The sequence below is a fragment of the Mesorhizobium sp. P2_E6 genome (genome assembly GCF_056403835.1).
This window is the reverse complement of record NZ_JBFUEQ010000009.1, coordinates 85,302-107,349: the sequence shown is the minus strand read 5'-3', so window position 1 is coordinate 107,349 and position 22,048 is coordinate 85,302. Positions and strand designations below refer to the sequence as shown.

The window sequence follows — 22,048 nt, the reverse complement described above, 5'->3', positions numbered from 1 at the left end:
GCCCCCTACCGCGTCAGCACGACGCCGGCGTCGGGCCGGAAGGAAACCCAGGCGCGGTCGTTCCAGCTCAGCGGATCCTCGGTGATGCGGGCGGCATTCATGGTGCTGGCCCGCACCATCTGCCCGTCATCCAGCCTGACGTGAAAAACGGTCATGTCGCCGAGATAGGCAATGTCATAGACTTCGCCTTCAAGTGCATTCACCGCATCGGCCGGCTTCTTAGACGAAATCTTGATCTTTTCCGGCCTGATGGCGAACACGATATCGGCGCCTGCAGCCGTCTTGGCGGCGTTGTCGACGACGATCTGGGCTCCGCTCGAACCCGCGATGCGTGTCGTGTTTGCGGTCTGCTCGGCGACCTTGCCCTCGAACATGTTCACGTTGCCGACGAAATGGGCGACAAAGCGCGATGTCGGCGCTTCATAGACTTCGGCCGGCGTCGCCACCTGCATCACCTCGCCCTTGTCGATGATGGCTATGCGGTCGGCCATGGTCATCGCTTCTTCCTGGTCGTGGGTGACGACGACGAAGGTCAGGCCGAGATTCTGCTGCAGGTCCATCAGTTCGAACTGGGTCTCCTCGCGCAGCTTCTTGTCCAGCGCGCCGAGCGGCTCGTCGAGCAAGAGCACCTTCGGCCGCTTGGCGACCGAGCGGGCGAGCGCGACGCGCTGGCGCTGGCCCCCGGACAATTGATGCGGCTTGCGCTTGGCGAACTGTTCGAGCTTGACCAGCTTCAGCATCTCGGCGACGCGTGACGCAATCTCGGGCTTCGGCATGCCGTCCTGCTTGAGGCCGAAGGCGATGTTGTTCTCGACCGTCATATGCGGAAACAGCGCATAGGACTGGAACATCATGTTGACCGGCCGGCGATAGGGCGGAATGCCGCGCAGATCCTGGCCGTCGAGCAGGATGCGGCCAGCTGTCGGCTCCTCGAATCCGGCGAGCATCCTGAGCAGCGTCGACTTTCCGCAGCCCGACGCGCCGAGCAGGGCGAAGAACTCGCGCTCGAAGATGGTCAGCGACAGATTGTTGACGGCGGTGAAGTCACCGAACTTCTTGGTGACATTGTCGAACTGGATGTATGGCTTGGCGTTCGGGTCGTTCCACGGCGCAAAATCCCTGCGGATGCTGCCAAGCGATTTCATGTCCCACTCCGTCCTGTGTCTTGCTTCTTGCCCCAGAAAGAATCGGTCCCGGCAGGTGGCTGCCGGGACCGTCTCGGATTGCTATTGGCCGGTGACGATCTTGGTCCAGCTGCGTGTGATCAGACGCTGGGTCTTGGGATCGTAAGGCTGGACCGTATAGAGCTTCTGCAAGGTCGCCGCGTCGGGATAGACTGACGGGTCGTCGAGAAGCGCCTTGTCGACGAACTGCTGCGACGCCTTGTTGCCGTTGGCGTAGAGCACATAGTTCGACGATTTGGCGATCACTTCCGGCGTCATCATGTAGTTGATGAATTCGAGCGCCTCGGCGACATGCGGCGCATCGGCAGGGATCGCCATCTGATCGAACCACATCTGAGCGCCTTCCTTCGGCACGGAATAGCCGATTTCCACGCCCTGCTTGGCCTCGACCGCGCGGTTGCGAGCCTGGAACACGTCACCCGACCAGCCGACGGCCAGGCAGATATCGCCGTTGGCGAGTGCGTTGATGTACTCCGAGGAGTGGAACTTTCTGATGTAAGGCCGGACCTTGAGCAGGGCCTCCTCGGCCTTGGCAATATCGTCAGGCGAGGTGCTGTTGGGGTCGAGACCGAGATATTTCAGCGCCGCAGGGATGATGTCGGCCGGTGAATCCAGCACATAGACGCCGCAGTCCTTCAACTTGGCCAGACTGTCCGGATTGAAGAACACATCCCAGCTGTCGATCTTGTCGGTGCCGAGTGCCGCCTGCACTTTCTTGATGTTGTAGCCGAGACCAACCGTGCCCCACATATAGTTGACCGAGTATTCATTGCCGGGGTCGTATTTGGCGGTTCGTTCCGAAACCGTGTCCCACATGTTGGAAATGTTCGGCAGTTTCGACTTGTCGAGCTTCTGGAACACGCCGGCCTGGATCTGGCGCGCGAGGAAGTTGCCGCTGGGCACGACCACGTCATAGCCGCTGCCGCCGGCAAGCAGCTTGGTCTCCAGGATTTCGTTGGAATCGAAGGTGTCATAGACGACCTTGATGCCGGTTTTCTTGGTGAAATCATCGATGATCGAACTGTCGATATAATCCGACCAGTTGAAGACGTTGACGACGCGATCTTCGGCATGGCCGCCGACGGTGAAAAGCGTCAGAAATACCGAGGTCGCCGAAAGCCAGAGCGCTTTGCGGATCATGCTATTCTCCTTTGATGAGTGTTCCTTCGCCGGCTCGACGCGGACCCCGCGCGGCCGGGCATTTGTTTCAGACTATTGAGCTTTCCAGGAAGCAACAAGCGCCAACCGCCGACAGCATGCGGGCGGTTCGATGAGCGGCGGGTGGTGGGTTTGTGTCCCTGTCGCTGCCTGGGAGGCGTGCGGATACCGTCAAAGGCTTTCGCCGTGGCGGGGGCAGAGATACGACGATGTGGTCCGGTCTCGATCTGACCGGCAGGGAGACTTGGCAAGATACGCCTGTCTTGTTGTTGCGTAGTCTCAGCCTGCCCGCGCGGCAGCGAATTTGTCAATGGCAAAGCATGCACGCCGCATCAATTAGGCGATGGCACCCCTGTGACCCCTGCACGCTCGGGTCGTGCCTGGCGCTTGAATTCGAGCCCGATATGGACGAGCAGCGCCGTCACCACCACCCCGCCGCCGATGATGGTGCGCTCCGACGGTACTTCGGAATGGACGAGCCAGACCCATATCGGGCCGAGGATCGGCTCGAACGTGCCGAGCAATGCTGCGACGGCCGCCGGGATCAGCCGCGCCCCGGTGGCAAAGAAGGCCAGGCCAAGACCGAGATTGACCACGCCGAAGGCAAACAGAAAGCCCATGTCACTGGCCGACACGGCGAATGTCGATGCCTGCGAGGCGGCAAAGCCCGCCGCAAGCATGGTGCCGAGACAGGTCGCCGGCGTCATGCGAACGCTGGAAAACCGCCGGGTAATGACGGTGGCGATCGAGAACATGACAGCAATCAAGAGCGCCAGCCCGTCGCCTATCGGCGAGACGGCGCCATTGAGCGATTCCGACACCATGATGGCGACACCGGTAATGACGGCGGCGATCGCCAGCCAGGTCACGACACTCACCCTCTCGCGAAACAACGCCCAGGCAAACAGCGCCGCCAGAAGCGGCACGCCGGCCTGCATCAGCAGGATGTTGGCGACGGTTGTGTAGGCAAGTGCGACGACGAAGGCGGTCGATGCCGTGGCGAAGCAGAGCCCGACGGCCAGGCCGGGCAGACCCATGTCGCGGAACAATTTCAGCGTGCCGCGCCAGCCGTCGCGCCAGACCATGAAGCAGATCAGGAAGGCCGCTGCCCAGACGGAGCGCCAGAAAATAACCGTCCAGCTGTCGCCGACGGCGATGAAGCGGGCGATGGTGCCACCGAAACTCCACATCAGCGCCGACAGGAACACCAAAAGCATGCCGACGCGTTCCTCGCGCGGCGAGACGGTCGACAAAACAACGCTCGGTGATGGTGCTGTGTCGGTCATGGGCGCGACTGTCGGGCTTTTGTGGACGGGACGATGCGCAAGGGACGACAAAAAGATGCTCCGTTCGCGTAACGCAAAGGCGAAGGCCGGGGGTGAGCCAGAGATCGACGACAATTGTGGCACCCGGCCCGGCGTCACTGGGGGCCAGCGTCACTGGAAGTCGAAGGCACTCAGGCCCGTCACCATCTCGTCGAGGCCAAGTGGACGCGTCACCGGCGGCTCGGCACGCGCCAGACAGCCGACGCGTTCGCAAAGCCGGCAGGCGGGCCCGACCGGCGTCGCCGTGACGCTGCCCGCCTTCGCGGTGGCAGCCGCGCCGGGAAGTGCCGCGCCATAGACGATGTCGTCGCGAAAGCCGATGTCGCAGCCAAGCAGCAACGCCGTGCGGCGCGGACGCTCGGAGAAGGCGCCTTGCGGACCTTCCAGCGTGCGGGCAATGCACAGGAACTCGGCGCCGTCGGGCATTTCCACCGCCTCGACGAAGATCTGGCCGGGCTGGGTGAAAGCGACATGCACGGGCAGCTTGGGACAGCCGCCACCGAAGCGGCTTTGCGGAAAGCCCTGGCTGCCGGCCTTGCGGAAGCGGTTGCCGGCATTGTCGACCTCCAGCATGAAGAACGGCACGCCCTGGACGCCCTGCCGCTGCAGCATGGTCAGCCGGTTCGCCGCCTGTTCGAAGGAGACGCCGAAGCGCGAACGCAGAACGTCGATATCATAGCGGGCACGAACGGCAGCCGCATGAAAGGCCTGGTAGGGCATCATCAGCGCATGCGCCGCATAGCGGCCGAGTTCGAAACGGGCGAGACGGCGGGCCTCGTCGGTGGTCAATTTGAGCGCCTGGATCTCGCCAGCGACCGCGACCGTCATGCGGATCAGGCAGGCTTCCATCGCCACTTCGCGCAGCTGATCGAACGGCGACAGCCGTTCGGACAGGAACAGGCGCTGCGAGTGGCGATCATAACGGCGGCGCCAGTTCGGCATGGTGGCGACCGGCAGCACCTTGACCACGATGCCGTATTCGCGCTTCAGCCAGGCCTTCAACGCGCCGAACAGATCGTCGCCGGGATCAAGCACCGAGGTGAACGCCGCGGCCTCTTCCTCGAGTGCCGCGAAATGGTTGGGCCGGCGCTCGAAAATCTCGTGCACCTCGTCTATCGGCAAGCGAGCCCCGGAAAGTGCGGTCGCCCGACCTTCGCGCGCCAGGAGTTCGTTGAGGTCGGACAGGCGCTCGGCCTGCTCGCGATAGGCGCGGAACAGTTTTATCACCGCCGCCGACGCGTTGGGCGCCGCCTCGGCAAGCTCGATCAACTCCTGATCTCCCGGCAACTCGCCGACCAGCAGAGGATCGGTGAACACTTCCTTCAAGGCAGCGACGGACCCCCTCGCCTCGCCCTGCAGTTCGTGCGGATCGACCTTGTAGACGGACGCCAGCTTGAGGATCAATTGCACGGTCAGCGGCCGCTGGTTGCGCTCGATCAGGTTGAGATAGGACGGCGAGATACCGAGCCCCTCGGCCATCGCAGTCTGCGTCAGGCCCTTGGCGTTACGGATACGGCGAATGCGCGGCCCGGCAAAGATCTTCTGGTCAGCCATCAACTGTCCTTGACAAGAATTTACACCACTTTCGCAGAGACCTTACGCGCGTATCTTTTACAGTCATGACAAATTTACAACGGCTTCCTGTCAAACACAACACAGGTTTTCCCCTATTTCAAGCTGATTTCCTTGATTTCCCTGGCCCATTTCGCACCGCAATGTAAATTCAGTCATATCCCGGCGCGCAGATCATTGGCGCCGGACACGGGTGCAGCAATCCTTCGGAGTGACCAATGACTGACTTTTACAACCTTGTCCCCTCGGCGCCGGAAGGTCGTTTCGACGGCATCGAACGGCCCTATTCGCCGGAGGATGTGAAGCGGCTGCGTGGATCGGTGCAGATCCGCCAGAGCGTCGCGGAAATGGGCGCCAACCGGCTGTGGAAGCTCATCCACGAGGAGGACTTCGTCAACGCACTCGGCGCCATGTCCGGCAACCAGGCGATGCAGCAGGTGCGCGCCGGGCTGAAGGCGATCTACCTGTCGGGCTGGCAGGTTGCCGCCGACGCCAACACGGCTGGCGCGATGTATCCGGACCAGTCGCTTTATCCGGCAAACGCCGCGCCCGAACTGGTCAAGCGCATCAACCGCACGCTGCAGCGCGCCGACCAGATCGAGACCTCGGAAGGCAACGGGCTTTCGGTCGAGACCTGGTTCGCGCCGATCGTCGCTGATGCGGAAGCCGGTTTCGGCGGGCCGCTCAACGCCTTCGAGATCATGAAGGCCTTCATCGAAGCGGGCGCGGCCGGCGTCCACTACGAGGATCAGCTGGCGTCGGAAAAGAAGTGCGGCCATCTCGGTGGCAAGGTGCTGATCCCGACCGCGGCGCACATCCGCAACCTCAATGCCGCGCGTCTGGCGGCGGACGTGATGGGCACACCGACCCTGGTCGTCGCGCGCACCGATGCGGAAGCCGCCAAGCTGCTGACGTCCGACATCGACGAACGCGACCAGCCCTTCGTCGACTACGGCGCCGGGCGCACCGTGGAGGGCTTCTACCACGTCAGGAACGGCATCGAACCCTGCATCGCCCGCGCCGTCGCCTATGCGCCTCACGCGGACCTGATCTGGTGCGAGACTTCCAAGCCGGACCTGGCGCAGGCCAAGAAATTCGCCGAGGGCGTGCGCAAGCATCACCCCGACAAGCTGCTTGCCTACAATTGCTCGCCATCGTTCAACTGGAAGAAGAACCTCGACGACGCGACGATCGCCAGATTCCAGAGGGAGCTTGGCGCTATGGGCTACAAGTTCCAGTTCATCACGCTCGCCGGCTTCCATCAGCTCAACTACGGCATGTTCGAACTGGCGCGCGGCTACAAGGCACGGCAGATGGCGGCCTATTCCGAGTTGCAGGAGGCTGAGTTCGCGGCGGAGGCCAATGGCTACACCGCGACCAAGCATCAGCGCGAGGTCGGCACCGGCTATTTCGACGCCGTGTCGATGGCGATCACCGGCGGCCAGTCGTCGACCACCGCCATGCACGAGTCGACCGAGCACGCGCAGTTCAAGCCGGCCGCCGAATAGCAAACAGAACAACACAGAGGAAACGCCCAACAGGGCTTGGAACACAAGGAGAAGACCAATGGCATCGATAAGCCGTGTCAAGGAACGCGCCGAAGAACAGGCCACAACGATGACCGTCGACCAGCAAGCGACGATCCGCATGCTGGCCAATGATCTACACCGCCTCAACCAGTCGGTGATGAAGGCAGTCGAGGCCGGCGTCTCGGTGGAGCTCGTGCGCTCGGCACGGCATCACGGCGGCGACGGAAACTGGGGCGATCTCTTGATCCCAGTGATCGTCACGCAGCAGAGCAACAGCTGATCGAACGCGCGCAACCGACCCTTCACCTGCGCAGTCTCTGCGCAGGTGAATTTTCTTTTTATGAAGCCCACCTGTGGACAGTTGAGTACAGTAGCGTTGCTTGAAATTCACTGTTCCCAGGGATGATCTGGGGGACTTTTATTTCAACTTGACATAGGCGGCGATCTCACGCCAATTGCGCTCCAGATTCAACTCTGCATTGAAATAGGGGCGAGCTTCTTGGCCGACTTGTGTGCCCAGTGAACCGCGAAGGCGAGACTCCAAGACACCTGAATTTTGTTGCCCGCGACTCGAACACAGAGACGATCCGCGATCCATCGCAAGTGCTCGTCGTCTGCAAATCGCCGATCAATCGCGTGGTGATTTCAAAGATCGTAGAGCGATCCGGGCTCAAGCCAATCTCGGAATCTCCCGACATGGCGGTAAAGATCCTGCGGTCCCTCATTCCCGGTGCGGTTGTCCTTGACGGCGGCGCCGACAACAAGGACTGCGACAATCTGATGGCCAGTATCGACGCGTTGAGGCGAGCCTCCGGCAAATCGCTTCCGGCGGTGATCCTGCTTTCAACCAAGAATGGCACGCCGGAGAGCCTGGGCCTGTCGAGCGTCATAGACGTGGTGGTCGCCAAGCCGATCACACCCGAACGGCTGCAGCCGGTGATCGATCGCCTGATCAACCGCTAAGCAATTTCCGTCCGGAATTGCGCAAAATAGGAAGGCCCCGCGATCAGTCCGGATTGACGATGCTTTCGACCAGTCCGGGCAGTTGTCCGAGATCGGATATCTCACGGAAGCGTGGCTCGGTCACCGGAGCCTCTACATGCTCAAGCACCCAGGTGAGTTCATGCGGCACGTGGACACCCCAACCGCCGGCCTCGATCGCCGGCACCACGTCCGACTTCAGCGAATTGCCGACCATCATGCTTCTTGCCGGACCATCGCCGTGGCGGCTGAAGAGGCGGGCATAAGTGGCGGCACTCTTGTCGCTGACGATCTCGATCGCGTCGAACAGATCTCCGAGGCCTGATCCAGCCAGCTTGCGCTCCTGGTCGAAGAGGTCGCCCTTGGTGATCAGCACAAGGCGGAATGCGCCGGCAAGCTTCTCGATCGTCTCGCGCGCATGCGGCAGTGCCTCGATCGGATGGCTCAGCATCTCGCGGCCGGCATCGAGAATCTCTGATATCACAGAAGCCGGCACGCGGCCTTGCGTGACCTCGATCGCCGTTTCGATCATCGACAGCGTAAATCCCTTGATGCCGAAGCCATAGACGGCAAGGTTGCGTCTTTCGGCCTCCAGCAATCGTGCCGAGATGTGCTCGGCTTCGCCATGATCGGCAAGCATGGCGGCAAAGCGCTTCTCCGTCATGCGGAAGAACTGCTCGTTTTGCCAGAGCGTGTCGTCGGCATCGAAGCCGATCGTCGTCAATTTGCTGTCGTGCCGCATGCAAAGTCTCGATGGGATCGGGGTCTCGATTGGGATTGGGAAACTAAGCCGATTGGCGTGATTTTCAACCGCCTCAGTCAATGCCCGACGTGGCTCCCCTTCCCTTCCACAGGGGCGCACGGCTATACTCCACAATCCGCAACCCAATCTGGTGAATGATGCCGCCTGCAAAAAAGGAAGTCCGTCCGTCGAGCCGCGGAGGACGGGCGCGTACGCCTGCCTTCGTGAAAAACCAACGTGGCGTCAAGAACTGGAAGGAAGCCAGCGCCTGGCTAGAATGGCGCGGCATCGAGGACATCGAGTGCATCACACCTGACCAGGCCGGCGTCGCACGCGGCAAGATGATGCCATCGAAAAAATTCACCTCCAACACCTCGCTGGCACTGCCGTCGGCTGTCTTCATGACGACGATTTCCGGCGGCTATCCCGAGGATGGCAACGGCTTCCACTATCCGGAGGACGATGGCGACCTCAAGCTGATGCCGGACCTGTCGACGCTGACGGTGGTGCCCTGGGAAGAGGACCCGACGGCCGCTGTCATCTGCGACCTCGTCCACCAGGACGGACGCTCTGTCGAGTTCACGCCGCGCAACGTGCTCAGGCGCGTGCTTGCCGCCTACGACAAGCGTGGACTGAAGCCGGTGGTGGCGCCCGAGATCGAGTTCTACCTGGTGCGCAAGAACCCCGATCCGGACTATCCGCTGACGCCACCGGTCGGCCGTTCGGGGCGCGCGATCGGCGGCGGCGCCGGCTATTCGATCGCCGGCGTCAACGAGTTCGACGAACTGATCGACGACATCTACCATTTCTCCGAGGGCCAGGGCCTGGAGATCGACACGCTGATCCATGAGGAGGGCGCCGGTCAGCTCGAAATCAACCTGCGCCACGGTGACCCGATCGAGTTGGCCGACCAGGTGTTCATGTTCAAGCGCACCATTCGCGAGGCCGCGCTCAAGCACGAGATCTACGCCACCTTCATGGCCAAGCCCATCCAAGGGCAGCCGGGCTCGGCCATGCATATCCATCAGTCGATCATCGACAAGAAGACCGGACAGAACATCTTTTCGGCAGAGGACGGCTCGGAGACCGAAGACTTCTTCCATTTCATCGGCGGCATGCAGAAGCATGTGCCGAACGCGCTGGTGATGTTCGCGCCCTATGTCAATTCCTACCGCCGGCTGACACAGGCGGCGTCGGCTCCGGTCAACAACAAATGGGGCTACGACAACCGCACCACGGCGTTCCGCGTGCCGCGCTCGGATCCCGCGGCGCGGCGCGTCGAAAACCGCATCCCCTCCTCCGATGCCAATCCCTATCTGGCGCTGGCGGCATCGCTTGCCTGCGGGCTGATCGGCATCACCAACAAGATCAAGGCCGAGCCTCCCGTGCTGACCACCGCCAACGCGGCCGAGATCGACCTGCCGCGCAGCCTGCTCGAAGCCGTCGACCTGTTCGAGGCCGATGAGGAACTTTGCGCACTGCTCGGCAAATCCTTCGCCGCGACCTATGCGGCGATCAAGCGGGCGGAATTCGAGACGTTCATGGAAGTGATCAGTCCGTGGGAGCGAGAGTATCTGTTGCTGAATGTGTAGGGAGTAGCGAGTAGCGAAGGTACCCGATATTTTTCTATTCGCTATTCGCTATTCGCTTTTCACCTCCTCCTTCTGAATCACCGAGTCTTTCCTCCATCATGCCCTACCAATCCCCGATTTCTCCCGGCCGTTCCTGGTATGAGGACACCGCCGGCCCACGGCCGGAATATCCGGCGCTGGATGGCGACAAGACGTGCGATGTCATCATCATCGGCGGTGGTTTCACCGGCCTGTCGGCGGCTGCTCACCTTGCCAAGGCAGGCACGAATGTCGTGCTGATTGAAGCCTACCGCTTCGGCGATGGCGCCTCCGGGCGCAATGGCGGCCAGCTTGGTACCGGCCAGCGCGCCTGGGTCGAGGACCTGGAAGCCGAATACGGCTTCTCCCGCGCCAAGGCGCTGTTCGGCCTTGCCGAAGAGGCTAAGGCGGATCTCCTCGAGTTTGCCGCCGCCAACCAGATCGATATCGACTATATGCCGGGCCAACTCTCGGTGGCGCACAAGCCGCGCTATGTCGACGACTACAAGGCGCATGCCGAGATCATGGCGAGCCGTTTTTCCTACCCGCATATCTCGTTCATGGATGCCAAGCAGACGGCGGAGCGGCTGGGCTCGACCGCCTATTTCGGCGGCACGCGCGACACCGGCACCGGCCACATCCACCCGATGAAGCTGGTGATCGGCACCGCGCGGGTGGCGGCGCAAGCCGGTGCGCAACTGTTCGAGGAGACGCCATCGACCGGCATCATTTCCAGTGGTGGCAAGGTCAAGGTTTCGACACCGAGAGGCACGCTGACAGCGCAGAAATGCCTGATCGCGGTCAACGCCCATGGCGGCACGCTTGAGCCGGTGAGTGCCGCGCACATCATGCCGATCGGTTCGTTCATCGGCGCAACGGTGCCGCTGGGCGCGGACTCGACAGTGCTGCCGGGCGGCGAGGCGGTCGACGATTCCCGCTTCGTCGTGCGCTATTTCCGCAGATCGAAAGACGGGCGGCTGCTGTTCGGCGGACGCGAAGTCTATGGCGTCAACGATCCGAAGGATATCCACATCCACATCCGCCGTCAGATCGTCGAACTCTATCCGGCACTCAGGGATGTCGAGATCACGCATGGCTGGGGCGGCTATGTCGGCATCACAGTGCCGCGCAAGCCGTTCGTGCGCGAAGTGATGCCCAATGTGATCTCGGCCGGCGGCTATTCCGGCCACGGCGTCATGCTGTCGAACTTCTTCGGCAAGCTCTATGCTGAAACCGTCGCCGGCAACCGCGACCGCCTGAAGCTGATCGAGGATCTGAAGATCCCGCCATTCCCCGGTGGTCGGCGCTTCCGCGCGCCGCTGCTGTTCCTGGCACTCAACTGGTTCGCGTTGCGCGACAGGATCTAGAAGCTGTTCTGTCCAGGTGGAATTGGGAGCGTGATCTCCTGCGAAACCGCATGGTCGCTTTTCGGGATCGTGGTCCGGACGGACAGGATCGCTCTCATCTATGTAATATTGCTGTAATATTTGTTGCCGTAACGGCACATTGCAGAATCCCCTCCAAAGGAGCAGAATCCCTGATGAGGGCGTAGTGATGCCACAATCAGCGATATAAAGATGCCGGTTGTGGGTTACTGACGGGGAATTCTGCGGGCTTGCCCGCTTTGATTCTTGGGACTGATGCAGATCTGGCGCCAGGTTCTTGGCATTTGATCGGAAGAACATCGGCCCGCTTATGGAGGTGGCAAGAGTGAGAGAGCCCTTCAGTTTCGGTACGCCGGAACGTCGGCGCTTTGCCATGCAGTTCGGATATGACATGCGGCCGTCCTTCTGGCAGGAGGTCCGCTCGAATTCGCATCTGGTGATCGCTGCGATCGGCACCGCCGCACTGCTTGGTGTCGCCGCGGTGGCGCTGTGGCTGGCATTGCCGGCCAATGACAGGCAAGCGGCGGCGAGCCCCGAGCAGACCATTCCAACCATTCCGGTGAAAACGACGAAAATCGCTCCGGCGGGAGCAACTGTGGCTGCAGCAGCCGTGCCGCAGGCGGCGCGCAAGTCGGACAAGATTTTGCCGACCGTGGCGGCCGCGCAAGCCACCATACCGGCGCTGCCAGCTAATGATCCGCGTTGGACCGGTTCGCAGTCGAAGGCCGCATCCGCTGCCGGTGCGCCTGCTCCCGTCCAGGTGGCGAACCAGGCTAAACAGGCACCGGACAAAGCCGCAGTGGCATTCGCGCAACCTGCAGCCGATAGCGATGCGGCCAGCGAACTTGCCAAGGTTGCCGCCCCCACTCCGCCGGCGGGTAGCCATCCCGATGACGCGAAAACCGCCGCCATCCCGGCGGTGCAGCCGCAAGTGCCGTCGGAGCAGCCCGCAGCGGCTGAAGGCGACGGCAGCCAGGCCAAGTCGAAGCCACGCAAAGTCGAGGCCGCCGGAACCGGACAGATCCTGCGGGCCGTGACCATGCGCAGCGGCCCGAAGAAAAATGCGGCCGCTATCCTCACGGTGCCAGCCAAAAGCTCGGTGCAAGTGATGAGCTGCAAGAAGTGGTGCCAGATCACCTACAACGGCAAGACCGGCTGGATCTACAAGACCTACATCAAGACCGGCGCCTGACGCCTCGAGCAATTTCAGGAAAAGTGTGAAGCGGTTTCCCCGGGAAAAGCGCGTAGCGCTTTCCCTGAGCGAATTGCGCCAAGACAAGAGATAGACCCGTCGCCGAAACGCTGCCTCCGTGCCGCATTTTGATTTGCCCATGATCCTTTCCGAAAATCGGTACCGATTTTCGGGGCATTGGCGCTTTCAGATGCAGCGTCCGCCGTCGACCTCCAATGCCACACCGGTGATGAAGGCGGCTTCATCGGACGCCAACCAGAGTGCGGCGTTGGCGATATCGAGTGGTGTCGAAAGCCGGCCGAGCGGGATCGACGCACGGAACTTCTCGCGGATTTCAGGCGTGTCGGCGCCCATGAACTTCTCCAGCATGCCGGTCTCGCCGGCAACCGGGCAGAGGCAGTTCACACGGATGTTCTTCGGCGCCAGTTCCACCGCCATCGACTTGGTGGCGGTAATCGCCCAGCCCTTCGAGGCATTGTACCAGGTGAGGCCGGGCCGCGGCCGCAGACCGGCGGTGGAAGCCGTGGTCAGGATGACGCCGCCGCCCTGCCGATCCATGATCGGCACCACGGCGCGTGCTGCGTGATAGATCGCCTTCATGTTGACGGCGGTGATCAGGTCGAAGGTTTCCTCGTCGACGTCGAGCATGTCGCCGTTGCGATGGGTGTAGCCGGCATTGTTGACCATGATGTCGATGCGGCCGAAGGCGCTCTTGGCGGCATAGACCATCTCGTCAAATTCGGACCGCTGCGAAACATCGGTCTGGGTCCAGATCGCCGCCTCGCCGATTTCGCTGGCGACACGCTCCGCGCCCTTGGCGTTGAGGTCGGCGACGACGACCCTGGCGCCTTCCTGCGCAAAGCGCCTGGCCATACCCTCGCCAAAGCCCGCCGCCGCACCGGTGATGACGGCAACCTTGTTTTCCAGACGCATGCTTTTCCCGCTCATGATTGGTGACGATCGACCGGAGTGCCCGCGGCAAACGCAAAGCCACGACTTCTGACCGGGCCACGGCTTCTAGCCGGGCCGCGACTTCTAACCGGCTTGGTCAAAAGATGTGCGGTCATCGCCGATTTCTCCTTTGGCTTTCGCTTCGATCCCGCTCTATGCTGCAACTGCGAAGGCTTCCGGGGCCGCGCCTGTCGACAAGCCTCCGAGGTATCGGGCTGTCAAGAGGCAGGCGCAACACTCAGATGTGACACCATGGCACTGGAAAATTTAAATCGATTAGATTATATCAGCCGCGTCACAGCGACCGGCGTCAGAGCGGACAGACCATGACCAGCCAGATCATCCCCGTCGATCCTTTCGACTTCATCATTTTCGGCGGCACCGGCGATCTGTCGGAACGCAAGCTTCTGCCGTCGCTCTACTATCGCCAGCGCGACCATCAGTTCTCCGAGCCGACGCGCATCATCGGCACGTCACGCTCGAAGATGACCGACGAGGAATTCCAGGCCTTCGCCAAACAGGCGATCTCGGACCACGTCAAAGCTGACGATATCGACGCCAAGGAACTGAAGACGTTCCTCGCCCGCCTTTCCTACGTCTCGGCCGATGCGACGACAGGCGCCGGCTTCGACAAGCTGAAGAAGGCGATCGGCGATAGCGACCGCATCCGCGCTTTCTACCTGGCGGTGGCGCCGGCGCTGTTCGGCGATATCTCGCACAAGCTGAAAGAGCACAAGCTGATCACGCCGAACTCGCGCATCGTGCTGGAGAAGCCGATCGGCCGCGACCTTACCTCGGCGCAAGCACTCAACGACCTGGTCGGCGACGATTTCCACGAAAGCCAGATCTTCCGCATCGACCACTATCTCGGCAAGGAGACGGTGCAGAATCTGATGGCGCTGCGCTTTGCCAACGCGCTCTACGAGCCATTGTGGAATTCCGCCCATATCGACCACGTGCAGATCACCGTGGCCGAGACCGTGGGTCTGGAAGACCGCGTCACCTATTACGACAAGGCCGGCGCGCTGCGCGACATGGTGCAGAACCATATACTGCAGCTGCTGTGTCTTGTTGCCATGGAAGCGCCGTCGTCGATGGACGCCGACGCGGTGCGCGACGAGAAGCTGAAGGTGCTCAGGGCTCTGAAGCGCATCAACGGCAACGAGGCGCCCAAGCACACCGTGCGTGGCCAGTACCGCGCCGGCGCCTCGGCGAGCGGCGCTGTGAAGGGCTATGTCGAGGAGCTTGCCCACGACAGCAACACCGAGACCTTCGTCGCCATCAAGGCCGAGATCGGCACCTGGCGCTGGGCGGGCGTTCCGTTTTATCTGCGGACCGGCAAGCGGCTGGCGACGCGGGTTTCGGAAATCGTCATCGAGTTCAAGCCGATCCCGCATTCGATCTTCGGCGACAGCGCCGGGCCGATCTTCGCCAATCAGTTGGTCATCCGGCTACAGCCGGACGAAGGCGTCAAGCAGTTCATCATGATCAAGGATCCGGGTCCGGGCGGCATGCGGCTGCGCCAGATCTCGCTCGACATGAGCTTCGCGCAATCCTTCGACGGCCGCGCGCCGGACGCCTACGAACGGCTGATCATGGACGTCATCCGTGGCAACCAGACGCTGTTCATGCGTCGCGACGAAGTCGAGGCGGCGTGGAAATGGATCGACCCGATCCAGAACGCGTGGGAAAGCGCCAGACAGGAAGCGCAGGGCTACACAGCGGGCACCTGGGGGCCGTCGGCCTCTATTGCACTGATCGAACGTGACGGGCGGACATGGCACGAGAGCAATTGAACGGCGCCGCCTATAGCTGGAACGGCTTTGCCGGGCGCCAGGAGTTGGCGGTCGCCCTCGCCGATCATGTCGCCGGGCGCCTGACCAAGGCGATCGCCGAGCGCGGTATGGGGCTGCTCGCCGTCTCCGGCGGCACCACACCGGCAAAGTTCTTCGCCGCCCTTTCGGCGATGCAAATCGCCTGGGACAAGGTGATTGTGACGCTGGTCGACGAGCGTTTCGTGCCTGCGTCCTCGCCGCGCTCCAATGCCGGGCTGGTGGCCGCCAATCTGTTGCAGAACGCGGCCAAGGCGGCACGGTTCGTGCCGCTCTATCACGAAGGCGTCGGCATCGAGGATGCGGCGGCTTCCGACAATTCGGCGCTGCAGTCATTGCCCTGGCCACTCGATGTCGTCGTGCTCGGCATGGGACCGGACGGCCACACCGCCTCGTTCTTTCCCGATGCCGACGATCTGGCAAAGCTGCTTGACCCGTCCTCCGACAGGATTGTGCTGCCGGTTCATGCGGCCAGCGCCGTCGAGCCGCGGCTGACCTTGTCGCTGGCGCGCATTGTCGATGCAGGCTTCATCGCGCTGCACATCGAAGGCGAGGACAAGCGCGCCGCCTTCGACAGCGCGGTTGCCCCTGGACCGCGAAAGCCGATCCGCGCCGTGCTCGACGCCGCACCCAAGCCCGTAGAGGTTTTCTGGGCGCCCTGATTTGAACGTGCTGAGGGTCCCGGCAGACAGCCGGATTGTGTTCCGGGACCTCGCCTGAAAGGACCGACACCATGACCGCCAGACGCGACATCGAAGCCATCACCGAGCGCATCCGCCAGCGTTCCAGACCAGGCCGCGAGCGCTACCTCGGCCGCATCGCCGAAGCGTCGAACCGCACCGCCAACCGGGCCGTGCTGTCCTGCGGCAACCTCGCCCACGGCTTTGCGGTGTGCAGCCCCTCGGAAAAGCTGGCGCTGGGTGCGGACGCGGTGCCGAACCTCGGCATCATCACCTCCTACAACGACATGCTGTCGGCGCATCAGCCGTTCGAGACCTTTCCAGCGCTGATCAAGGACGCGGCGCGCGAGGCCGGCGGCATCGCCCAGGTGGCCGGCGGCGTGCCGGCAATGTGCGATGGCGTCACGCAAGGCCAGCCCGGCATGGAGCTGTCGCTGTTTTCGCGCGATGTGATCGCCATGGCCGCAGCGATCGGCCTGTCGCACAACATGTTCGACGCCGCCGTCTATCTGGGCGTCTGCGACAAGATCGTGCCGGGTTTGGTGATCGCCGCACTCACTTTCGGCCATCTGCCGGCGGTGTTCATTCCTGCCGGGCCGATGACCACCGGCCTGCCGAACGACGAAAAGGCCAAGGTCCGCCAGCTCTATGCGGAGGGCAAGGCGGGACGGGCCGAACTGCTGGAGGCCGAGTCCAAGTCCTATCACGGGCCAGGAACCTGCACCTTCTATGGCACAGCCAATTCCAACCAGATGCTGATGGAGATCATGGGCCTGCACACGCCGGGCGCCTCCTTCGTCAATCCCGGCACGCCGCTGCGCGAAGCCTTGACCCGTGAGGCGACGAAGCGGGCGCTGGCGATCACGGCGCTCGGCAATGCCTATACGCCGGTCGGGCGGATGATCGACGAGCGCTCGATCGTCAACGGCGTCGTCGGCCTGCATGCCACCGGCGGCTCGACCAATCACACCATCCACCTGATCGCGATGGCGGCAGCGGCCGGCATTGCCATCACCTGGCAGGACATTTCCGACCTGTCGGAAGCCGTGCCGCTACTGGCGCGGGTCTATCCCAATGGTCTCGCCGACGTGAACCACTTCCACGCGGCAGGTGGGCTCGGCTTCCTGATCCGCGAACTGCTCGACGAAGGCATCCTGCACGAGGATGTGCAGACAGTGTGGGGCGAAGGCCTGCGGCCCTATGCGGTCGAGGCCAAGCTCGGCGCCGACGGCGGCGTGGTGCGCGAAGCCTCGCCGCGCGAAAGCGGTGACGAAAAGGTGCTGGCGCCGTTCAACAAGGCATTCCAGGCAACCGGCGGTCTCAAGGTGCTGTCGGGCAATCTCGGCCATGCCGTCATCAAGACCTCGGCGGTGAAGCCGGAGCGGCGCATCATCGAGGCGCCGGCCAAGGTCTTCGACAGCCAGCAAGGACTGAACGAGGCGTTCAAGGCGGGAACGCTGACCGGTGACTTCATCGCCGTCATCCGCTTCCAGGGGCCGAAGGCCAACGGCATGCCGGAACTGCACAAGCTGACCACGGTGCTCGGCATCCTGCAGGACCGCGGCCAGCGCGTGGCGCTGGTCACCGACGGGCGCATGTCGGGCGCCTCCGGCAAGGTGCCGGCCGCCATCCATGTCACGCCGGAAGCAGTCGAGGATGGACCGATCGCCAGGATCCATGATGGCGACATCGTCCGGCTCGACGCCGACGCCGGAACGCTGGAAGTGCTCGTGCCGGCCGGCGAGTTTGCACTGCGCCGGACGGCGGATGCCGACCTCATCGGCAATGAATTCGGTTTCGGCCGCGAGCTGTTCGCCGGCTTCCGGCAACTGGTCGGCCGTGCCGACCATGGCGCCAGCGCCTTCGGCACGGCGTGACGAAATCATCGTCCTGTCGATAAAAAAGGGCGGCTGACAGCCGCCCTTTTTTGCTGCCGGTCATACGGCAGTCATGGCGTAACGGTGATCTCGGTACGCTCGCCAGCCTTGACCGTCACCGGCATTTCTTTGTCATGGCCTCCATCGGACATGTGCCGGACGACCACGTAATCGCCGGCCGGAATGGTCTGCTGCCAGGCGTCGCCATAGTTCAGGCCAAGCGCCTTGCGATTGCCCTGGATGTCCTTTTTCGGAGACAGGACCTCGATCGAGTAGGCGCCAGGGGCCGACATGGCCAGAACGCCGGCACCGAGCGGCACCTTGATGTCCTGATTGTCGCCGACCTTGACGCTGAACGGCTGTTCGACGGTTGCAAGATCAAGCGTGGTGAGCGCGACATAGTCGTCCGGCGGCAGCCAGAACTTGCTGTCCGGCCCATAGGAATGCTCGACATCGTCGCGTGAACCGTCGATCTTCTTCTTCGCCTTGACGATCTGGAAGCCGAGGCCGGAACTGTCGGCCTTGTCGCCGCCGGTGACATAATAAGCGTTGAACACGACGTGCCCGACGCCGACGATGACGTCCTTTTCGATCGTCTGCCCGGCGGCCAGTTGGATGGTCTCGACCACCGAACCGCTGCCGATCTGAACCGTGACCTTCTGTTCACCCGCCGGTACGATGATCTTGGTGTCGCCATAGTGGGTGGTGTTGCCGCCGGGATAGGTGAAGTCGACATGGGCCTCGTCACTGATGTCGGCGCCCTGGCTCGGCCGCGGATGAATGAGCATGGTGCCCGCGTTCAAGGTGAACAGCGGCTTGTAGACCTGGCCGGCCTCGATCTTGAATTTCTGCTCCACCTTGGCCTCGTCGTCGCGTGCAACGACGACATAGTCGCCGGGCTCGAGATTGCCCTTGTAGGCGCCATATTCGGTGGTCACGGAATCCTCGCGCGAGCCGTCGGAATTCGCCTTGTAGATCTCCCAGGCGTTGCCGTCGGTGATCGGCTCGCCACCTTCGGCCATCACCACCGTCGGCTGGAAGTTGAATTCCGGTTTCGCGGGCTCCGGCGCAGGCGTCGGGGCGGGAGCCGGTTCAGGAGCAGGAGCGGGTGCTGGTGCTGGTGCCGCCACCGTCTCGACTAGCGCCTCCTGCAACGCCTTCTCATCGGAGGCCTGGATGTACTTGCCGCCCGTGTTGTCGGCGAGGCAGGCGATCTGCTTGCCTTCGTCGGCGGTGAGGCCGAAGCCGACGACGTCAGCGGTGAAATCGACGCCGGACGCCTCGAGTTCCTTGCCAAGCGCGCAGGGATCGCCGCCGCATGTTTCCAGCCCGTCGGTGATGAGGACGACGGTCGCCTTGTCCTCGGTGTATTTCAACGCTTCGGCCGCCTGCTTGACGGCGGCCGTCAGCGGCGTCTTGCCGAGGAATTTCAGGCTGTCGGCAGCGGCCGAGATGGCGCTTGCCGAGCCTGCCTGTGGTGGCACGATCAACTGGATGTCGTCGCAACTGCCTTTTTCGCGATGGCCATAGGCCATGAAGCCGATCTCGTCATCGGCGGGAACCGATTGAAGCACGGTTCTCAGCGATTCACGGGCGATTTCGAGCTTGGGCTTGCCGTCGATCTGCGCCCACATGGAGCCAGAGGCATCGAGAATGATGATGACCTTGTTTGCGGCAAAGCCGAACGTCGTCATCGACAAAAGGAGGATCGCCGCAGCGACGCTCCGTGCAAATCCCGCCATCGAAATCTCCTCAAATCCGCCCCGATCCGGGCGGGAAACTATTTGACGCAGCGTCAGGACACAAGGCCGGGCGCGGCTGGGAGGGGACGGAATGTCAAACTTTTGAGCGGAAGCGAAAATCTCCGCTCAGTAGGTCGTGCGGCGCTCTTCCGAGGGCGGCCTACCGAATTGCAGCCGGTAGCTCTGGGCAAAATAGGAATGCGAGGTGAAGCCCGTGGCGATCGCCACGTCGAGGATCGGCATGTTGGTCTGGCGCAGCAATTCGCGCGCCCGCTCCAGCCGCAGCCGCATGTAATAGCGGCCCGGCGTGACGCTGAGATGGCGTAGGAACAGGCGCTCGACCTGGCGCACCGACAGGCCGGCGGATTTGGCCAGCTGCACCGCCGACAGCGGCTCATCGAGGTGGTCGGCCATCAGTTCGACAATGCGCCTGAGCTTCTCCGACTTGCCCGTGAGATCGCGTTCCGGCCCGACACGCTGGCGGTCGCCGGCCGAGCGGATGCGCTCGTGCTGGAACTGGTTGGCGACGCCATTGGCGAGGTTGGAGCCGAAATCGCCGCGCACGATCTCCAGCATCAGGTCGATCGAGGTGGTGCCGCCGGCGCATGTGTAGCGCTTGCGGTCGATCTCGAAGACGTTGCCCGTGCAGTTGATGTCGGGGAAGCGTTCGACGAAGCCGGCGCGGTTTTCCCAATGGATGGTGCAGCGATAGCCTTCGAGCTGGCCGGCCTCGGCAAGCAGGTAGGAGCCGACCGACAGCGCACCGAGCGCGTTGCCGCGCCGGCCCCAGCTGCGCAGCGCCGCCAGCACCTTGCTCTTGCCGGGAAATTCCGTCGTCAGTCCGACCGAGACGAAGAGGATGTCGACCGGCGGCAGGTCGGCAACGGCATAGTCGATCTTCAGCGGCAGGCCGTTGGAGGCCATCACCGGATCGCCATCCGCGGAGACGGTCGTCCAGCCATAGAAGTCGCGGCCAAGCAACCGGTTCGCCGACCGGAACGTATCGATCGCCGCGGCCAGCGAGAACATCGAGAACTTGTCGACCAGCAGGAAAGCGAACTGCCGGCCGCCTTGAACGGGATCCGTCATGACCGGCCGTTCTACAGGAACAGTTGGGTTCGGCAAAGCTGCGGCTTTCTGGTGGGTCAGAAGGACGGCCGTTTCAATCCGGCCGCGAGGTAGGCAGAGGCTAACGTATTGGCCATCAGCATGGCAATGGTCATCGGGCCGACACCACCGGGCACCGGCGTAATGGCGCCGGCGGCCTTCGCCGCTTCGGCATAGGCGACATCGCCGACGAGGCGCGACTTGCCCTCGCCCTTTTCCGGCGCCGGAATGCGGTTGATACCGACATCGATGACCGTGGCGCCGGGCTTCACCCAATCACCCTTGATCATCTCCGGCCGACCGACCGCCGCGACGAGAATGTCGGCGGTGCGGGCAAGCGCCGGCAAATCCCTGGTGCGGCTGTGGGCGATGGTGACGGTGCAGTTGGCGGCAAGCAGGAGGTTGGCCATCGGCTTGCCGACGATGTTGGAGCGGCCGACGACGACCGCGTTGAGGCCGGACAGGTCCTTGCCGCGCACGCGCTCGATCAGGAGCATTGAGCCGGCCGGCGTGCAAGGCACGAAGGCGGTCTCGAGTTCGCCGGTGCCGAGCTTGCCGACATTGATGAAATGAAAGCCATCGACATCCTTTTCCGGCGCGATGGTCTGGATGATCTTGCCGGCGTCGATATGGGCGGGCAGCGGAAGCTGCACCAGGATGCCGTTGATGGCCGGATCGGCGTTGAGATCACCGATGATCTTCAGTAATGCCGGCTCGGAGGTTTCGGCCGGCAGCGTGTGCTGGACGGAATGAAAGCCGCATTCCTTGGCGGTGCGCGACTTGGAAGCGACATAGACCTGGCTGGCCGGATCCTCACCGACGATGACCACGGCAAGACCGGGTTTGGCCTTGCCTTTCGCGACAAGTTCGGCCGTCAGGGTCTTAACCGTCCGCACCACGTCTTCGGCGACGCTCTTCCCATCAATCACTTCGGCCATGGACCACCCTCAACACCGTTCCGCCCAAACGGCCGCATCGAAAACATGAATGCGGCACCCTGGATCCTTGTCTGACGCATGCCGCGAAACCGCGCGCCCCGATCAAACTCGGAAGCGTGCCTTCGGCACCATGCAGCGCGGCATTTTCACGAAAATTCCAACACGCAATCCCGTCAAAGCGCCGTCCCATGCCGTTTACGCGAAACCGGCATGTTTTTGTTCGGCAGCGCGACTTATTTTGTG

The 22,048-nt window shown here is 62.8% G+C and carries 18 protein-coding genes; 9 read left to right on the top strand and 9 right to left on the bottom strand.

Going from position 1 to position 22,048, the window contains the following annotated elements:
* Positions 1–5: 5 nt before the first annotated feature.
* The 4 genes from AC1D08_RS22860 to AC1D08_RS22845 form a co-directional block, all read right to left on the bottom strand.
* Entirely contained in the window at positions 6–1,145 is a 1,140-nt protein-coding gene (locus tag AC1D08_RS22860; RefSeq protein WP_095088558.1) for an ABC transporter ATP-binding protein, read from the bottom strand.
* An 81-nt stretch (positions 1,146–1,226) separates the two neighbouring features.
* Positions 1,227–2,324, bottom strand: a complete 1,098-nt coding sequence (locus tag AC1D08_RS22855) for a polyamine ABC transporter substrate-binding protein (protein WP_095088560.1) — start codon at positions 2,322–2,324, stop codon at positions 1,227–1,229.
* Between the two features lie 350 nt (positions 2,325–2,674).
* Positions 2,675–3,628: a DMT family transporter gene (locus AC1D08_RS22850; RefSeq protein WP_457153776.1), complete on the bottom strand. Its 954-nt coding sequence runs from the start codon at positions 3,626–3,628 to the stop codon at positions 2,675–2,677.
* Positions 3,629–3,778: 150 nt separating this feature from the next.
* Complete coding sequence (locus AC1D08_RS22845; RefSeq protein ID WP_095088564.1) at positions 3,779–5,221, bottom strand: helix-turn-helix domain-containing protein; 1,443 nt, start codon at positions 5,219–5,221, stop codon at positions 3,779–3,781.
* Positions 5,222–5,457: 236 nt separating this feature from the next.
* Between AC1D08_RS22845 and aceA the strand changes: the two genes are divergently transcribed.
* The 3 genes from aceA (at position 5,458) to AC1D08_RS22830 (ending at position 7,731) form a co-directional block, all read left to right on the top strand.
* Entirely contained in the window at positions 5,458–6,747 is a 1,290-nt protein-coding gene (gene aceA, locus AC1D08_RS22840) for an isocitrate lyase (protein ID WP_457155320.1), read from the top strand.
* A gap of 58 nt (positions 6,748–6,805) precedes the next feature.
* Complete coding sequence (locus tag AC1D08_RS22835; RefSeq protein ID WP_477412473.1) at positions 6,806–7,048, top strand: SMc00767 family acetate metabolism repressor; 243 nt, start codon at positions 6,806–6,808, stop codon at positions 7,046–7,048.
* 230 nt (positions 7,049–7,278) lie between these two features.
* Positions 7,279–7,731 (top strand): ANTAR domain-containing protein, encoded by a 453-nt coding sequence (locus tag AC1D08_RS22830; protein WP_457152492.1) that lies wholly within the window; start codon positions 7,279–7,281, stop codon positions 7,729–7,731.
* A gap of 43 nt (positions 7,732–7,774) precedes the next feature.
* Here the strand turns inward: AC1D08_RS22830 and AC1D08_RS22825 are convergent, their stop codons facing one another.
* The gene (locus AC1D08_RS22825) at positions 7,775–8,491 is read right to left on the bottom strand and encodes an HAD family hydrolase (protein WP_457152493.1); all 717 of its coding nucleotides are present in this window, start codon (positions 8,489–8,491) and stop codon (positions 7,775–7,777) included.
* A gap of 155 nt (positions 8,492–8,646) precedes the next feature.
* Here AC1D08_RS22825 and AC1D08_RS22820 point away from each other — a divergent pair, with 155 nt between their 5' ends.
* The 3 genes from AC1D08_RS22820 to AC1D08_RS22810 all read left to right on the top strand — a co-directional run bounded on the left by AC1D08_RS22820 (position 8,647) and on the right by AC1D08_RS22810 (position 12,678).
* Positions 8,647–10,083, top strand: a complete 1,437-nt coding sequence (locus tag AC1D08_RS22820) for a glutamine synthetase family protein (protein WP_457152494.1) — start codon at positions 8,647–8,649, stop codon at positions 10,081–10,083.
* A 98-nt stretch (positions 10,084–10,181) separates the two neighbouring features.
* Entirely contained in the window at positions 10,182–11,468 is a 1,287-nt protein-coding gene (locus AC1D08_RS22815) for an NAD(P)/FAD-dependent oxidoreductase (RefSeq protein ID WP_457152495.1), read from the top strand.
* Positions 11,469–11,811: 343 nt separating this feature from the next.
* A complete protein-coding gene (locus AC1D08_RS22810) occupies positions 11,812–12,678 on the top strand; it encodes an SH3 domain-containing protein (protein ID WP_477424100.1) in 867 nt (288 codons plus the stop codon).
* 186 nt (positions 12,679–12,864) lie between these two features.
* Here the strand turns inward: AC1D08_RS22810 and AC1D08_RS22805 are convergent, their stop codons facing one another.
* The gene (locus AC1D08_RS22805) at positions 12,865–13,611 is read right to left on the bottom strand and encodes an SDR family oxidoreductase (RefSeq protein WP_457152497.1); all 747 of its coding nucleotides are present in this window, start codon (positions 13,609–13,611) and stop codon (positions 12,865–12,867) included.
* 344 nt (positions 13,612–13,955) lie between these two features.
* Here AC1D08_RS22805 and zwf point away from each other — a divergent pair, with 344 nt between their 5' ends.
* The 3 genes from zwf (at position 13,956) to edd (ending at position 18,018) form a co-directional block, all read left to right on the top strand.
* Positions 13,956–15,425 (top strand): glucose-6-phosphate dehydrogenase, encoded by a 1,470-nt coding sequence (gene zwf, locus AC1D08_RS22800; RefSeq protein WP_477424098.1) that lies wholly within the window; start codon positions 13,956–13,958, stop codon positions 15,423–15,425.
* A complete protein-coding gene (pgl, locus tag AC1D08_RS22795; RefSeq protein ID WP_457152499.1) occupies positions 15,407–16,123 on the top strand; it encodes a 6-phosphogluconolactonase in 717 nt (238 codons plus the stop codon). The genes zwf and pgl overlap by 19 nt, the downstream gene beginning before the upstream one ends.
* A 71-nt stretch (positions 16,124–16,194) precedes the next feature.
* Positions 16,195–18,018, top strand: coding sequence for a phosphogluconate dehydratase (edd, locus tag AC1D08_RS22790; RefSeq protein ID WP_457152500.1), 1,824 nt, complete (start codon positions 16,195–16,197; stop codon positions 18,016–18,018).
* A gap of 71 nt (positions 18,019–18,089) precedes the next feature.
* Here the strand turns inward: edd and AC1D08_RS22785 are convergent, their stop codons facing one another.
* The 3 genes from AC1D08_RS22785 to folD all read right to left on the bottom strand — a co-directional run bounded on the left by AC1D08_RS22785 (position 18,090) and on the right by folD (position 21,805).
* Positions 18,090–19,760 (bottom strand): vWA domain-containing protein, encoded by a 1,671-nt coding sequence (locus AC1D08_RS22785; protein WP_477225429.1) that lies wholly within the window; start codon positions 19,758–19,760, stop codon positions 18,090–18,092.
* A 126-nt stretch (positions 19,761–19,886) separates the two neighbouring features.
* Positions 19,887–20,849 (bottom strand): GlxA family transcriptional regulator, encoded by a 963-nt coding sequence (locus AC1D08_RS22780; RefSeq protein ID WP_013530232.1) that lies wholly within the window; start codon positions 20,847–20,849, stop codon positions 19,887–19,889.
* Between the two features lie 56 nt (positions 20,850–20,905).
* Positions 20,906–21,805 (bottom strand): bifunctional methylenetetrahydrofolate dehydrogenase/methenyltetrahydrofolate cyclohydrolase FolD, encoded by a 900-nt coding sequence (gene folD / locus AC1D08_RS22775; RefSeq protein ID WP_095088586.1) that lies wholly within the window; start codon positions 21,803–21,805, stop codon positions 20,906–20,908.
* Positions 21,806–22,048: the final 243 nt, after the last annotated feature.